Raw genomic sequence first — 13,597 nt, forward strand, 5'->3', positions numbered from 1 at the left:
GCTCCGCCCGAAAGGGAGCCTCTCCGACCTCTCCAGGCCTCTCCGGGCTTTCCGGGGCCTCGGCCGGGACTCTCCCGGCTACTACTTGACCGACCCCGCCATCACGCCCTGCACGAAGTGCCGCTGGAAGGCGAAGAACACCACCACGGGCACCACGAGGGACAGGAAGGCGCCCGGCGCCAGCACGTCGATGTTGCTGCCGAACTGCCGGATCTGCGACTGGAGTTCGACGGTCAGCGGCTGCGAGGACGGATCCGCGAACAGCAGGGCCACCAGCATGTCGTTCCAGACCCACAGGAACTGGAAGATGGCGAGGCTGGCGATGGCCGGCCGTCCCACCGGCAGCACCAGCCGGGTGAAGATCCGCCACTCGCTGCCGCCGTCCATCCGGGCGGCCTCCAGCATCTCCTTGGGCATCTCGGCGAAGTAGTTCCGCAGCAGGAACACCGCGAACGGCAGTCCGTACGCCACGTGGAAGAGCACCACACCGGGAATCGTGCCGAACAGCCCCAGCTGCCCGAAGAGTTTGGCGACGGGCAGCAGACCGATCTGTACCGGCACCACCAACAGGGCCACCACCAGCAGGAAGACGGGTTCGCGGCCCGGGAAGTCCAGCCAGGCGAAGGCGTATCCGGCCAGCGCCGCCACCACGACCACCAGCGTCGTCGCCGGCACCGAGATCAGCACGGTGTTCCAGAAGGCCTGGGTCATGCCCGAGTTCTTCAGCAGGGCCGAGTAGTTGTCGAAGGACAGCTGCCCGGGACTGGCGAGCGCCGTCCACCAGCCGCTGCTCGCCGAGTCCTGCGAGGACCGCAGCGAGGACAGCAGCAGCCCGGCAAGCGGGGTGAGCCACACCAGCCCGACCACCACGAGGAAGACCTGCACCACGGCGTTGCCCAGGCCGCGTCTGATCGCGTTCATCGCTGACTCCTCCGGAAGCGCCGGACGTTGAAGGCCATGGCCGGGATCACCAGGACCAGGAGCAGCACGCCGAGGGCGCTGCCGAGCCCCTGGTTGTTGCCGCCGCCGAAGGACACCAGCCACATCTGGGTCGCGAGGACGCCCGCGTCCTCCGCCACCTGCCCCGGCGCGATGATGTACACGAGGTCGAAGACCTTCATCACGTTGATGACGAGCGTCACGAACACCACGGTGAGCACCGGCGCCAGCAGCGGCACGGTGATGCGCCGGAAGATCTGCCACTCGTTCGCGCCGTCCATCCGGGCGGCCTCCAGGGCGTCCCGGGGCAGAGCGGCCAGCCCGGCGCCGATCAGCACCATCGCGAACCCGGTCCAGATCCACAGGTAGGCCCCGATGATGGCGGGCGTGACGAGGGTGGGTCCGAGCCAGGAGACACCCTGGTAGGGCTGGGCGAAGTTGGAGGCGGGCAGCTCGACCCCGTAGGAGCCGGCCGCCAGTCCCGTGAACCGGAAGGAACCGTCGGCCGCGGTGCTGGTACTCGCGACTGCCTTGCCGTCGCCACGCACCGCCTCGACCTTCATCCGCGGCAGCCCGCTCTCCGTACGGTCGACCACGCCCGGACTGCCGCCGCCACCCGGGGTGAAGTCCAGGTAGACCACCCCGCGCAGCTCACCGGACGCGGCCCGTTGCTGCGCCGCCGGGTAGGCGGGCCGCACCCCGCCCGGCAGGTCCTTCGGTGCGACGCCCACCAGCCCTAGAGCCACCGTGTCGCCCGGCCCGAGGTTGGCGGCCGTCCGGTACGAGCCGTCCTTCTCGGCCGTAAGGCCCTGGCCCTGGCCCTGGCCGGTGCGGGCGCGGGCGGTGGGGTACTCGGCGGTGCCCTTGAACGCGTTGTGCACGGTGACCACGGCCGCGTTGAGCACGCCCTTGTGCGGGTCCTGGTCGTAGGCGAGCCGGAAGATGATGCCGGCGGCCAGGAAGGACACCGCCATCGGCAGGAAGAGGAGCAGCTTGAAGGCGGTGGCCCAGCGCACCTTCTCCACCAGGACGGCGAGGATCAGGCCGAGCCCGGTGAGCAGGGTGGGGGCCACCATCACCCAGATCACGGTGTTGCGGATGGCCTTGAGGGTCGCCGGGTCGCGGAACATCTCGGTGTAGTTGTCGCCGCCGACGAACCGGGTGCCGGACGCGTCGAAGAAGCTGCGCCCGATCGAGAACAGCACGGGGTAGACGACCAGCGCGCCCAGCAGGAGCAGCGCCGGGAAGACGAAGAGCAGGGCGATGATCCGGCCGCGGCGCCGCGTCCGCCGGGCGCGTTCGGCCTGCCCGGTGACGGGTGGTCTGGTCTGTGGAACCACAGTCGCGGTCACGGCCGTCAGCCCTTGTACGCCTTGGCCGCGGCGGCCTCCAGCTGCGCCGCGGTCGCCTTCGGGTCGGACGGGTCGGCGAGGAAGTCCTGGAGGATCTTCCACTCGCCGGCGCCCTTGGTACCGCCGAAGGCCGCGGGTGCCTGGTCGGACATGTCGAAGCGGACCGAATCACCGCCGCCCACCAGGGACTTGGCGATCTCACGGGTGACGTCGTCGCCGTAGGAGGACAGGTCCAGGTTCTTGTTCGGGGAGAGGAAGCCGCCCTCCTTCGCCCAGACGGCCGCGGCCTCCGGCGTGGCCAGGTACTCCATGAGCTTCATGCCGGCCGTGGCGTTCTTGCCCGCCTTCAGTACGACGGCGGCATCGCCGCCGCTGACCACGGGCGCGGTGCCGCCGTCGACGGCCGGGAACGGGAAGAACGTGGCGTCCGTGCCGATCGTCTTGCCGAACTGGTCGTGGGCGACCCCGGCGACGAAGTCGCCCTCGTAGACCATGGCGGCCTCCGGCTTGGGCCCGAAGACCTTCTCCACGGAACCCGGGAAGTCGGTGTTGAGGGCCTCCTTCTGACCGCCCGCGATCAGCTGCTTGTCCTTGAAGAGGGCGCCGAGCGTGCCGAGCGCCTTGACCACCGACGCGTCGGTCCACGGGAGCTTGTGGGCGGCGAGGGCGTCGTACTTCTCGGGTCCGGCCTGGGAGAGGTAGATGTTCTCGAACCAGTCGGTGAGGGTCCAGCCGTCCGCGCCGCCTATGGAGAAGGCGGCGAGCCCCGAGTCGGAGACGGTGTGCCCGTCCTTGAGCAGGTCCGCCCAGGTGGTGGGCGGCTTGACGCCGGCCTGGTCGAGGGCGTCGGGGCTGTACCAGACGGTGGACTTGTCGGCGGCCTTGAAGTAGAGGCCGTAGAGGGTGCCGCCGACGCTGCCGTAGTTCTTCCAGACCGGCGCGAAGTTGGCGTCCACGGACTGCTGGGTGGTGCCGGACAGCGGCTTCAGCCAGCCGCTCTTGGCGAACTGCTGGAGCACGCCGACCTGCGGGACCATGACGACGTCCGGGGCGTTGCCGCCCTCGATCTTGCTGCCGATGACGGTGGAGACGTTGTCGCCGGTGGACACGAACTGGGTCTTGGCGCCGGTCTTCGCGCTGAACGCGTCGAGGACCTTCTGGAAGCTCTTCAGCTCGGCCCCGGACCAGACGCCGGCCACGGTGACGGTCTGGCCGCTGAGCGCCTTGGCGCCGCCGCCGGCCGCGACCGGGCCGTCGCTGCCGCCGCAGGCGGTGGCGCCGAGCGCGAGGACGAGGGCGGTGCAGCCGGTGAGCAGGGTGGTACGTCGTCGCATCATCGTTGATGTCCCTTCGGAAGAACGCGAGTTGAGCGGAGGGGTGCAGGGGGTTCGGAGGGGATTCAGAGGTCGTTGATCCACCAGGCGGCGGTGGAGCCGGGCAGTACTCCGGCGGGGCAGGGGCCGCTGGCGAGCAGCGGGGTGCCGGAGACGGGTGCGGGGGTGGGTGCCGTACCGAAGTTGACGGCGCAGACCAGGCCGTCGCCGCGGACGAAGCCGAGGACGCCGGGCGGGGTGTCCAGCCACTCCAGCGGCCCGTCTCCCAACTGGGGCAGTTGGGACCTGAGTTGGAGTCCGTCGCGGTACAGGTGCCAGAAGGAGCGGGTGTCGGCGAGGGCGCGGTCGGTGGCGTACTCGGCGAAGTAGTCGGGCTGCGGCAGCCAGGGCCGGGCCCCTTCGGCGCCGGAGGTGAAGCCGAACGGGGAGGCCTGCCCGGACCACGGGAGCGGGACCCGGCAGCCGTCGCGGATCCGGGCCCGGCTGCCGGTGCGCCGGAAGATCGGGTCGGTGAGCACGTCGTCGGGGAGGTCGACGACCTCGGGCAGGCCCAGTTCCTCGCCCTGGTAGATGTAGGCGGCGCCGGGCAGCGCCAGCATCAGCAGGGCGGCGGCACGGGCCCGGGCGGCACCGAGTCCGCTGCCCTCGGGGGCGGGATCCGGAGTGAGCTCCGGCGTGGGCTCCGGGGCGGGCTCGCCGTAACGGGTGACGGTGCGGACCTGGTCGTGGTTGTTGAGGACCCAGGTGACCGTGGAGCCGGTGCCGGCGATGTCCTGCATGGCCTCGCCGATGACCTTGCGGAAGGCGTCGGCGTTCCACGGCGCGCTCAGCAGGTCGAAGAAGAAGGCCTGGTGGAGTTCGTCGGGCCGGACGTAGAGCGCGTGGTCGCGGGCGGTCGGCACCGACACCTCGCCGACGAGGAGGCGTTCGCGGCCGTCGCGTGCCGTGTACTCCTCGCACACCGCGCGCCAGTGCCGCCAGACGTCGTGCACCTCGGGCTGGTTCCAGGCGAGGGGGTTGACCGAGTCGCGGGTGCGGGCGTCGGCCTCTGGGTCCGGGGAGTCGGGCAGCTCGGGGTGCTTGAAGAGACCGGCGGCGACGTCGATGCGGAAGCCGTCGGCGCCCCGGTCCAGCCAGAAGCGGAGCACCTGGTCGAACTCGGCGGGGACCTCGGGGGTGCGCCAGTTCCAGTCGGGCTGCTCGGGCGCGAACATGTGCAGGTACCACTGCCCGGGCCGGCCGTCCGCCTCGGTCACCCGGGTCCAGGCCGGGCCGCCGAACATGGAGTGCCAGTTGTTGGGCGGCTCGGCACCGCCGGGGCCCCGGCCGTCGGCGAAGTGGAAGCGGCCGCGCTCCCGGCTGCCGGGTGCGGCGGCGAGGGCCTGCCGGAACCACGGGTGCTCGTCGGAGCAGTGGTTGGGGACGATGTCCAGCAGCACCTTCATGCCGAGCCGCCGGGCGGCCGCCGTCAGCAGGTCGAACTCGGCGAGGTCGCCGAAGAGCGGGTCCACGTCGCAGTAGCCGGCCACGTCGTAGCCGTGGTCGTGCTGCGGCGAGGGGTAGAAGGGGCTCAGCCAGATCCCGTCGACGCCGAGCTTCTTCAGGTACGGCAGCCCGGCCCGGACGCCGGCCAGATCGCCGATGCCGTCGCCGGTGCTGTCCAGGAAGCTGCGGACGTACACCTGGTAGATCACTGCGTCACGCCACCAAGGGTGCCGGTTCAACACGTTGTTCAACCCGTTGACCTGTCTCTGCGAAGGGCAGCAGTTATGCATGCATGTTAGGTAGACGTGTCGAGAGGGTGTCAACAAGTAGAGCGGATACTACTGCCAAGTTGGGCATCTATATCGGGAAATATTGCCCCCTGAAGGGCACAGAAGAGACCGTCGCGTTACCTAACAAGTAACTAGCGACAGATGACTGCCGGACTACCCGGCTACCGGACTATCGATCGGAGAGGGCGGCCAGTTCCCGCGCCAGCCGGCGCACCGCCGCCGCCGGCGTCTCGTGCCCGGTCATCGCGTCGTGCACGACGGCCTGCACCACCAGGCTGACCTGGTCGTAGCGCGGGCTCTTGGGGCGCGGCCGGGCCGCCTCCACGCTGGCGCGCAGGGTCGGCAGGTAGGGGAACTCCCGGATCAGCGCGGGGTCGTCGTACAGCGCGGCGCGCACCGGCGGCAGCGCGCCGCGGGTGAGTACCTGGCGCTGCACGGGCGCGCTGGTGAGGTAAGCGATCAGCCGGGCCGCCGAGTCGGGGTGCCGGGCATGGGTGTTGACGGCCAGGTTGGAGCCGCCGAGGACGCTGGTCCCCGGTCCGTCGGGCCCGGGCAGCGGTACGGCGCCGACCTTGCCGGCGACCGCGGAGCCCCTGGCCGAGGCGCCGACGTACGCGTACGGCCAGTTGCGCAGGAAGAGCAGGTGGCCGTCCTGGAAGGCCTGCTTGGACTCCTCCTCCGTGTAGGTCAGCGCGGCCTTGGGGATCCAGCCCTCCCGCACCCCGCGGGTGAGGAACCCGATGCCCTCGCGGGCCGCCGCGGAGTCGACGGTGACCCGGGCGCCCTCGTCCCCGAGGATGGTGCCGCCGGCCGAGTAGACGGCCTCGGCGGCGTTCACGGTGAGCCCCTCGTAGGGCAGGAACTGGCCCGCGTAGCCCCCGAGTCCGTACTTCGGCGCGATGGTCTTCGCGTCCTGCTCCAGCTCGGCCCAGGTCCGCGGCGGCCGCACGCCCTCCTTGGCGAGGACGTCCGCGCGGTACAGGAGCAGGCCGGCGTTGGTGACGTACGGGACCGCGTACAGCCGCCCGTCGTAGGTCGCCGTGTCGACGACCCGCGGCAGGAAGGTGTCCAGCGGGAAGCGGTCGCGGGGCAGCGGCCGGATCCAGCCCGCCGCCGCGAACTCCGAGGTCCAGGCGACGTCGATGTTGAGGACGTCGAACCGGCTGCGGTCGCCGCCGCGCAGGTCGGTGACCATCTGCGCGTGGGCCTCGTCGGCGGAGTCGGGGAGTTCGACGAGGGTGACCCGCTCGCCGGGGTGGCTGCGGTTCCAGCCCTCCAGGAGCGGGCCGAGGTAGCCCGTGAGGTCCCCCGCGGTGGCGACGGTCAGCGGGCCGCGCCCCCCTCCGGCCCCCTCCCCGGCGTGCGCGCCCGAGGCGACGTATCCGGTCATGACCACGACGAGAGCCAGGAGTCCCCTACCCGCGGCACGCAACCACCGCATAGGTTCCTCCCTGTGCACCGCGACCGCACGGGGCACCTTCACCCCGAGTCGGAGGCCATGTATACCTGTTAGGTATGGGCGATACTAGGGTGCGGAGCACAATCGGTAGACAGGAGGACTGCACACGTGCGCCTGCCCCTCCTGGCACTCCTCGCGCGCGGTCCGGCCCACGGCTACGAGCTGAAGCAGGACCTTGAGCAACTGCTGGGCTCCGCGTACCCTCAGCCGAACATCGGCCAGGTCTACGTGACCCTGGGCCGCCTGGAGAAGCAGGGGCTGATCGAGGGCGAGGACGTCGAGCAGTCCAGCCGTCCCAACAAGAAGGTCTACCACCTCACCGAGGCCGGGCAGGACGAACTCCGCGCCTGGTTCGAGAAACCCGAGGACGAGCCCCGGGTGCGGGACGAGTTCTTCATGAAGCTGGCGCTCGCTCCGCAGACGGGACTCGCCGACCAGATCGCCCTGATCAACCGGCAGCGGCGGCAGTACCTGACCACCATGCGCAGCCTGTCGAAGCTGGCCGCCGCCGAGAACCGCGACAACCGGATCGCCCACCTGCTGATCGAGGGCGCGATGCTGCACCTGCAGGCCGACCTGGACTGGCTGGAACGGTGCCAGGAGGAACTGGAAGACCTGGAGGAGCTGGAATGAGCGAAAGTCCCGCTCCTGTGCTGCGCGCCGAAGGCCTGGTCAAGACGCATCACGGCGAGGGTGCCCCGGCCCGGGCCGTACGCGGGGTGGACCTCGCGCTGCGGCCGGGCGAGTTCGTCGCCGTCACCGGTCCGTCCGGGGCCGGCAAGTCGACGCTGCTGCACCTGCTGGGCGGACTGCAGCGGCCGGACGCCGGCAGCGTCTGGCTGGACGGCACCCGCGCGGACGACTGGAGCGAGGCCCGCTGGGCGGTGGAGCGCCGCAAGCGGATCGGGATCGTCTTCCAGTTCTTCAACCTGGTGTCGAACCTGTCGGTGGCCGACAACGTGGAGCTGCCCGCGCTCCTCTCCGGCGTCCCCCCGAAGCAGGCGCGCAGCAAACGCATCGAACTCCTCGCCGAACTGGGCCTGGACGGCAAGGACCGCAGCCTGCCCGGCGAACTGTCCGGCGGCGAACAGCAGCGCGTCGCCCTCGCCCGCGCCCTGGTCAACCACCCCCCGCTCCTCCTCGCCGACGAACCCGCGGGCAGCCTGGACAGCAAGGGCACCCGCGAGGTGATGCGACTCCTGTCCCGCTTCCACGGCCGCGGCCAGACGATCCTGCTGGTCACCCATGACGCCCGGCTGGCCAGCGCCGCGGACCGGGTGATCAGCTTCTTCGACGGCCGGATAGCCGACGACGCGGAACTCGACGGCACGCCCACCCGCGGCACCGGGATATCCGGCGTCCTGGAACTGACGGACTGACGGACCGACATGCGGACGTACGACGTCCCCCGAAGGGGCTGAGCCGTATGCGGGCCACCTTGCGCTGGGCGCACTCCGATCTGCGCACCCACCGCGGCGAGGCACTGTTCCTGATCCTGGCCACGGTGGGAATCGTCCTCTCCCTCCTCCTCGCAACGGCCCTGTTCGGCTACGCCACCAACCCCTGGCAGCGCGTCTTCGAGCAGACCCGCGGCGCCCACGTATGGCTGCACACCGCCCGCTCCGCACAGCTGTCGAAGCTGACCGGGCTGGACGGCGTGGCGTCCGAGTCCGGCCCGTACGCCACCGAGACCACCACCCTCACCTCCCACGGCACCCGGGCCGCCGTGGAACTCCGCGCCACCCCCCAGCACCTCACGATCGCCCGCCCGCTCCTCCTCTCCGGCCACTGGCTCGACCCGGCGACCCCCGACGGCGTGGTCCTGGAGAACCACCTGGCCCGCGCCCTGCTGGCCGAGCCCGGCGACAAGCTCACCCTGCTCGGCACCGCCCGCACGGTGACGGTGCTCGGCATCGCCGACAGCGCCGAGCCGCGCTACGACCCGGACGAACAGCCGGGCCTGGTCTGGGCCCCTCCCTCAATCCTGCGCACCCCGAACGGCCAGGTCATCGGCTTGCGCCTGACCAACCCCGACGACACGGACTACGCCGTGCAGCGCGCGGTGACCGTCCTGGGCGCCGGCGTGATCGGCGAGGTCGCCACCTGGCAGCAGGCGCGCGCCGAGGCACAGGGCGACAACCGGCTGCTCGGCCAGGTCCTCGGCCTCTTCGGCCTGGGCGCCCTGATAGCCGCCGGACTCGCCGTCCACGGCGCGATCACCACCCGCATCCGCGGCCACCTCCGAGACATCTCCATCCTCAAGGCCATCGGCTTCACCCCGGACCAGGTGGTCCGCGTCTTCCTCCTCCAGCACATCGCGTACGCGCTCCTCGGCGCCGTGACCGCGGCCGCCCTCACCCGGTCCCTGGGCAGCAGACTCCCCGGCCGCCTCGGCGACGCGATCGCCCTGTGGCAGAGCCTGCCCGGCCACGCGGTGACGCTGGTGGCGATCCCGGCCGGGGCGGTCCTGTTCATAGCCGCGACCACAGGCCTGGCGGCCTGGCGGGCGGGCCGCGTCCCACCGGTACCGACACCGCTCCCGTCGGTCCGGGGCGCCGCCACCCCGCAGGTGGCCGGGCGAGCGGCCGGGGCCCGACTCTCGGCCCCCGCCCGCCGCGCCCTGGGCCTGCGCGTACCCCCCGCACTGGTCCTGGGCTGGCACACCGCATTCGCCCGCCGGACACGCGCACTCACGACCGTGGCGCGTCTCGCCCTCCCCCTCCTCCTCATCGTCGTGGCGATGAGCGCATGGACCACCATCAGCCGCTTCCACAGCGAACCCGCCCGGATCGGCCTCCCGGCCGCCCTCACCGTCCACGCGGACGCGGGCCTCGACGACCGCGCCGCCCGCGCCCTGCTGGCCCGCGACCCCCAGGTCGCCGCCGCCTACCCAGGCGTCGAGGTGGCCGCACTGGTCCCGGGCCAGACGGCCACGATCGCCCTACGAGGCTTCGGCACCCGCCGGGCCCCCTACCCATACGCCCTGGCCGAAGGCCGCCCCGCCCGCGGCGCCGACGAGGCGGTGGCCGGCCAGGGCCTGCTCGACCTGCTGGACGTACGCGTCGGCGACTGGGTACGGATGACCGTCAGCAACCAGCCGCAGATCCTGCACATCGTGGGCCGCAGCATCGAGACGGAGAACGCCGGCCGGGTCATCTCCACGTCCCTGGACACCCTGCGCGAGAACGACGCCAGCCTCACCCCCACCCTCTACCAGGTCCGCCTGCACCCCGGCACCGACGTGGGCGAGGCCGCCCGCCGCCTGACCACCGCGGGCCACGGCCACCTGGACGTCCACACGGTCACCAACCCGGCGGACGGCCTCTCCCCCCTGCGCGGAGTGGCCGCCGGCGTCATAGCGGTCCTCGCCCTGATCGGCCTGGTAGAACTCCTCACCGCCATCGGCGGCACGGTACGAGAGGGCGAACGCGACCTCCTCGCCCTCAAGGCCATCGGCCTCTCCCCCCGCCAGATCACCGCGGTCACGGTCACGGCCACGGGCTGCACGGCACTGGCAGCGGTGGTGGCGGGCACGACCCTCGGCACCCCGCTCGCCCACTGGCTGATCAACACGCAGGGCAGATCGAGCGGCATCGGCGCGGGCATCGCCCAGAGCCCACCGCTGCTGTTGCTGACCGCGTTCGGCACGGCGGCGGTCCTGGGCGCGGCGGCCCTGTCCGCCCTCCCCGCGGCCCGCGCAGCCCGCCGCCGCCTGGCGGACACGCTGAGCGCGGTGGCCTGACCGCCACCGCCCATTGGACGGCACCACCGCTGCCGTCACGGCTTCCGCGCAAGTCCCCCGTGCTCGGCAACGACCTCCGGAGTGCCCGAACCGCCCTCGCCAGCCTCCGGCCGCCACTCCGTCACCGACACCACGCCCGGTTCGACGAGCTCCAGGCCGTCGAAGAACGCGGTGATCTCATCGATGCCGCGCAGGTTGTAAGGAACGGCACCGCTGTTGTTGTAGGCGTCCTGGGCCTGCTCGAAGACGGGGTCGATGCCACGCGACCCGTCGTTGATGGACAGGTAACTACCCGAAGGCAGGGCGTCCATCAGCGTCGCGACGATGGAACGGGCCTGGTCGTAGTCGGCGACGTGCCCCAGGATGTTGCTGAGGATGAGCGCGGTGGGACGACCGAAGTCCAACGTCTTGGCGGCGACCTCGAGAATGCGCTCCGGGTCCGTCACGTTGGCGTCGACGTAGGCGGTCGCCCCCTCCTTGCTGGAGTAGAGGAGCGTGCGGGCGTGGGCGAGCACCATCGGGTCGTTGTCGACGTACACGATCCGCGTCTCGGGGGCGAGCCCCTGGGCGACCTCGTGGGTGTTCTGCGCGGTCGGAAGCCCGGTACCGACGTCCAGGAACTGCCGGATCCCCGCCTCGGACACGAGGTACGCGATGTTGCGCCGCAGAAAGGCCCGGCTGGAGCGGGCGATGGTGACGATCCCCGGGAAGACCTCGGTGTACGCGTCACCGGCCGCCTGGTCGACGGCGTAGTTGTCCTTGCCACCGAGCCAGTAGTTCCAGATCCGCGCGGAGTGCGGCACCGTCGTGTCGATCTTCTGCTGGTCGGCCGGGTCGGGAGTCATGACGGAGTCGCTCATGGGTCGTGTTCGTCCTTCGGCCGGGGCAGGGGGCGTTCGCGGCCCATCCTACGACCCAACTCCCTCTTCTTTCCTGCTAGTTCACATCAGCCACGGCGCTGCTCGGGGCGGGCCGGCGCGATGATGGTGGGAGCCTGTCCGGGAGGCAGGAGACTGTCCGCTCCGAGTACTTGGCAGCGCGTCAGTCCGTGCCGGAACCACAGCGCGGCCGTCCACGCACAGAGCAGCGCGTCGATGAGATCTTCCCGGTGCTTGTAGTCCGCCGCTTTGTGGGGTGAGGACTCGGAGATCAGCCGACGGGACTCCGGGTGGGAGGAGAGCAGAAGGGGCGGATCGGTGGCGGCCAGCCCCGCCATGTTCGCGATCAGCCTGTCGCACTCCGCAGCCCGTACCGCGCGCCACTGCGCCGTCGGAACTCGTGCCGGCCGACGCTTGTACGTAGGACGTTCCCGGTCATAACCCATCTCGATGGCCCCGACCAAGGTCGTGTACGGATAGCACTCGGAGAAGACCAACCCACCGGTCGGCGGCCCGCTTCTACCGTCGTCGTAGATCCAGCCCGACTCCTGCAGCCGTTCCCGGAGCAGTACTCCAGCCTGTCGAGGGGAGCTCTGGTTGGTGCTGTTCGCGCTCACCTTCCAACGGCCGTACCGCTGGCCGACCTCCCGCTCACACGTCCGCTGGCCAACCGGATTGTCGACGACCAGCGGGGCGTCGACGAACGCCAGGGTCGATCCGCCGACAACTGCCCTGTTCAACCACGCCATCGTCTCTTCGAGTCCGCGGGTCCAGCCGCATTCGATCACGACGCCGTGCCTGTCGATGGCGGCCAGGCCGGTTTCGTTGGGCTTGGTACGGGCTCTGCTCTGCGCCCAGGCGAGGTCGATGCCGATGAACCGTTCAATCCCCATGCATCCGTGGTACCAGAGAACAGGCCACCGACATGGCGTGGCCTTCTCCTTCCTTGCCGACCAACCGGCGCCCTCCCTGTCAGCTGATGTCGTCGACGAGCCGGGAAGGAACAGAAGTGCGGGAATGGACCTGGCCCTTCCCGGTCGCCGCTACATGATCGGCCGTGAGGCACCCGGTCCCGATAGGGCCGAACGGCCCTTCTTCACGCCGCTGAGTGCACAGGCGCACCTCACCCCACACCTCGGCCACCGATTGCTTTACGAACTCATGACGAGCCCAAAAGGTTCTACGGAACCCTCGCATCCGTATGTCCGTACGTGCGGGATCCGAAGAACCGGATCAGGAGACACGGTGCTCGTTTCACGGAAGGCGGCGGGAACTCTCTTTGTAGGTGGTGCCCTCAGCATCACCCTCGGCTCCCTCCTCTACCCCTCCATGCTCGGAGTCCAGAAGGTCAGCAGCGCACCTGAGCGGATCGTCGCCACCCCGGCGACCGGACCGCTGACGGCAGCCGACCAAGATTTCGTGGTCAAGGTCCGCTCGGCAGGACTGTGGGAGTACCCCGTCGGTCAGAAGGCGTCGAAGAAGGGGACGACGAAGACGGTCAGGAACGCCGGGAAGCAACTGGTCGCCGGAGATGCCTCGTTGGACGCCGCCGTCCGCAATGTCGCCAATCAGCTGGGCATCGCGCTGCCCAACCAGCCGTCGCCGCAACAGCAGAGCTTCGAGACCCGGCTGAACGGGGAGAGCGGCAAGCAGTTCGACACGGACATGGCCACCACGGTGCGCGCGACGAACGGCCAGATGCTCACGACGATCGCGAGCATCCGCTCCACCACAAGGAACTCGCTGGTCCGCGCGCTGGCCGACCAGGCCAACGACACCGTCCTGGACCACATCACGGCCGTGGAGAAAACCGGCCTGGTCGACTTCGCCCAGGCCCTCGCCCAGGAGACCACCTCACCCAACCTCCCAGCCCAGTCCCTGACCCCACCCCCCGCAGTCGCGGGCCAGCCGCAGGTCGTCCTCACTCCTCCGCCGAACAGCACGGCCTCGCCTAGTCCGACGGCGGGGTGAGGACCTGGGCCGAGCAGCCGTTGAGCCCGGCCCCAGCCTCGCACCGTCCCCAACGACACGCTGCCGATTAGCCCCTCTTCGGGCGGCGGGCCCACCGCCGCCCAGAGGGGTTCGTCAGGCACGCCCGGCCGTCCGACCAGCGATCGA

11 protein-coding genes are annotated in these 13,597 nt (G+C 70.7%); 4 read left to right on the top strand and 7 right to left on the bottom strand.

Going from position 1 to position 13,597, the window contains the following annotated elements:
- Positions 1-81: 81 nt before the first annotated feature.
- The 5 genes from ACFWPQ_RS27325 to ACFWPQ_RS27345 all read right to left on the bottom strand — a co-directional run bounded on the left by ACFWPQ_RS27325 (position 82) and on the right by ACFWPQ_RS27345 (position 6,841).
- Positions 82-921, bottom strand: a complete 840-nt coding sequence (locus ACFWPQ_RS27325; RefSeq protein WP_384040018.1) for a carbohydrate ABC transporter permease — start codon at positions 919-921, stop codon at positions 82-84.
- A complete protein-coding gene (locus tag ACFWPQ_RS27330) occupies positions 918-2,291 on the bottom strand; it encodes an ABC transporter permease subunit (RefSeq protein ID WP_384040021.1) in 1,374 nt (457 codons plus the stop codon). The genes ACFWPQ_RS27325 and ACFWPQ_RS27330 overlap by 4 nt, the downstream gene beginning before the upstream one ends.
- A gap of 5 nt (positions 2,292-2,296) precedes the next feature.
- Positions 2,297-3,628, bottom strand: coding sequence for an ABC transporter substrate-binding protein (locus tag ACFWPQ_RS27335; RefSeq protein ID WP_384040023.1), 1,332 nt, complete (start codon positions 3,626-3,628; stop codon positions 2,297-2,299).
- A 62-nt stretch (positions 3,629-3,690) separates the two neighbouring features.
- Positions 3,691-5,400 carry a glycoside hydrolase family 13 protein gene (locus ACFWPQ_RS27340; protein WP_384040025.1) on the bottom strand — a complete coding sequence of 570 codons (1,710 nt, stop codon included), beginning with the start codon at positions 5,398-5,400 and terminating at the stop codon, positions 3,691-3,693.
- Positions 5,401-5,569: 169 nt separating this feature from the next.
- Positions 5,570-6,841, bottom strand: coding sequence for an ABC transporter substrate-binding protein (locus ACFWPQ_RS27345; protein WP_384040028.1), 1,272 nt, complete (start codon positions 6,839-6,841; stop codon positions 5,570-5,572).
- Positions 6,842-6,967: 126 nt separating this feature from the next.
- Between ACFWPQ_RS27345 and ACFWPQ_RS27350 the strand changes: the two genes are divergently transcribed.
- The 3 genes from ACFWPQ_RS27350 to ACFWPQ_RS27360 are packed head-to-tail and all read left to right on the top strand — an operon-like array spanning position 6,968 to position 10,601.
- Positions 6,968-7,492, top strand: coding sequence for a PadR family transcriptional regulator (locus ACFWPQ_RS27350; protein WP_384040032.1), 525 nt, complete (start codon positions 6,968-6,970; stop codon positions 7,490-7,492).
- Positions 7,489-8,238 (top strand): ABC transporter ATP-binding protein, encoded by a 750-nt coding sequence (locus ACFWPQ_RS27355; RefSeq protein ID WP_384040035.1) that lies wholly within the window; start codon positions 7,489-7,491, stop codon positions 8,236-8,238. Before ACFWPQ_RS27350 ends, ACFWPQ_RS27355 begins: the two co-directional genes overlap by 4 nt.
- Positions 8,239-8,285: 47 nt before the next feature.
- The gene (locus tag ACFWPQ_RS27360; RefSeq protein WP_384040038.1) at positions 8,286-10,601 is read left to right on the top strand and encodes an ABC transporter permease; all 2,316 of its coding nucleotides are present in this window, start codon (positions 8,286-8,288) and stop codon (positions 10,599-10,601) included.
- Between the two features lie 35 nt (positions 10,602-10,636).
- Here ACFWPQ_RS27360 and ACFWPQ_RS27365 read toward each other — a convergent pair whose 3' ends face one another.
- Both ACFWPQ_RS27365 and ACFWPQ_RS27370 read right to left on the bottom strand, forming a co-directional pair.
- Positions 10,637-11,461, bottom strand: a complete 825-nt coding sequence (locus ACFWPQ_RS27365; RefSeq protein WP_384040041.1) for an SAM-dependent methyltransferase — start codon at positions 11,459-11,461, stop codon at positions 10,637-10,639.
- A gap of 86 nt (positions 11,462-11,547) precedes the next feature.
- Entirely contained in the window at positions 11,548-12,372 is an 825-nt protein-coding gene (locus ACFWPQ_RS27370; protein WP_384040043.1) for a DUF429 domain-containing protein, read from the bottom strand.
- A gap of 352 nt (positions 12,373-12,724) precedes the next feature.
- On the opposite strand from ACFWPQ_RS27370, the gene ACFWPQ_RS27375 reads away from it, so the two are divergent.
- Complete coding sequence (locus tag ACFWPQ_RS27375; RefSeq protein ID WP_384040046.1) at positions 12,725-13,450, top strand: DUF4142 domain-containing protein; 726 nt, start codon at positions 12,725-12,727, stop codon at positions 13,448-13,450.
- The last annotated feature ends 147 nt before the right edge of the window (positions 13,451-13,597 follow it).

The sequence above is a fragment of the Streptomyces sp. NPDC058464 genome (assembly GCF_042721035.1).
GTDB lineage: Bacteria > Actinomycetota > Actinomycetes > Streptomycetales > Streptomycetaceae > Streptomyces.

Coding starts and splice junctions, on each gene's coding strand:
- ACFWPQ_RS27325 (WP_384040018.1), bottom strand. CDS start 921: ATGAACGCGATCAGACGCGGCCTGGGCAACGCCGTGGTGCAGGTCTTC.
- ACFWPQ_RS27365 (WP_384040041.1), bottom strand. CDS start 11,461: ATGAGCGACTCCGTCATGACTCCCGACCCGGCCGACCAGCAGAAGATC.
- ACFWPQ_RS27360 (WP_384040038.1), top strand. CDS start 8,286: ATGCGGGCCACCTTGCGCTGGGCGCACTCCGATCTGCGCACCCACCGC.
- ACFWPQ_RS27345 (WP_384040028.1), bottom strand. CDS start 6,841: ATGCGGTGGTTGCGTGCCGCGGGTAGGGGACTCCTGGCTCTCGTCGTG.
- ACFWPQ_RS27335 (WP_384040023.1), bottom strand. CDS start 3,628: ATGATGCGACGACGTACCACCCTGCTCACCGGCTGCACCGCCCTCGTC.
- ACFWPQ_RS27370 (WP_384040043.1), bottom strand. CDS start 12,372: ATGGGGATTGAACGGTTCATCGGCATCGACCTCGCCTGGGCGCAGAGC.
- ACFWPQ_RS27355 (WP_384040035.1), top strand. CDS start 7,489: ATGAGCGAAAGTCCCGCTCCTGTGCTGCGCGCCGAAGGCCTGGTCAAG.
- ACFWPQ_RS27340 (WP_384040025.1), bottom strand. CDS start 5,400: ATGCATAACTGCTGCCCTTCGCAGAGACAGGTCAACGGGTTGAACAAC.